At 61.2% G+C, this 245-nt stretch carries 1 pseudogene; it reads right to left on the bottom strand.

Annotated features, from left to right (window positions below):
* Positions 1-25: 25 nt before the first annotated feature.
* Positions 26-245: pseudogene (locus tag AC0L2O_RS37315) on the bottom strand (2,4-dihydroxyhept-2-ene-1,7-dioic acid aldolase); the annotation flags it as partial.

Genomic DNA, 245 nt, shown 5'->3' on the forward strand with positions numbered 1-245 from the left:
CTTTTGCGAAATTTCTGACCGACCTTTAGGGGCCGATCGAGTCCCTCACGCTCTTCAGCAGGGTCTTTGCCCCCAGACCGATCAGCGCATGCTCGGAGCCCATCGCCAGCAGCCGATAGCCCATCGACACGACACGGCCGGCGATGGCCGGCTCGATGACGTAGATTGCGGCATGCTTGCCTGCCTTGCGTGTCCGCTCGGCGATCGAGGCTACGGTTTCCATCATGCTTTCGAGCGTCGAGTTG

It is taken from the genome of Bradyrhizobium sp. Kon10 (genome assembly GCF_055807395.1).